At 56.6% G+C, this 332-nt stretch carries 1 protein-coding gene; it reads left to right on the top strand.

Going from position 1 to position 332, the window contains the following annotated elements; all coding sequences use genetic code 11:
- Window positions 1-83: 83 nt before the first annotated feature.
- Window positions 84-332, top strand: a 249-nt coding sequence (locus tag AC0QH1_RS11095) for a hypothetical protein (protein ID WP_324631161.1), incomplete at its 3' end; no start/stop codon positions are given.

Here is a 332-nt window from a genome sequence, read left to right as displayed (position 1 = left end):
ACGGCGGCTAAAGCCGCACGTTCGTTTTTCCTCCCCCGGCTAAAGCACGGGGGTTTCCAAACGTATCGGAGGTTATCGTTATCATGAACAACAAAATAATTGGTTTAGCGATCGCGGCGAGCTTGGTTGCGGTTATCGGAGCCTGCAGCAATGCAACCACTACCGAAGAAGCGTCTCCCGAGACCCCGGAAACCGTGGCTCCGGCTGATGACACCACGAATCCGGCAGCAACCGAAATGATGGAAGGTTCCGATGCTGAGGCTGCCCCGGCAGAACCCGAAACGATGGAAGATTCCGAGACTGAGGCTGCCCCGGCAGAACCCGAAACGATG

The organism is Phormidium sp. CCY1219 (assembly GCF_055795085.1).
Note: the sequence above shows the minus strand (reverse complement) of the source record. Positions and strands in the feature narration are given on the sequence as shown.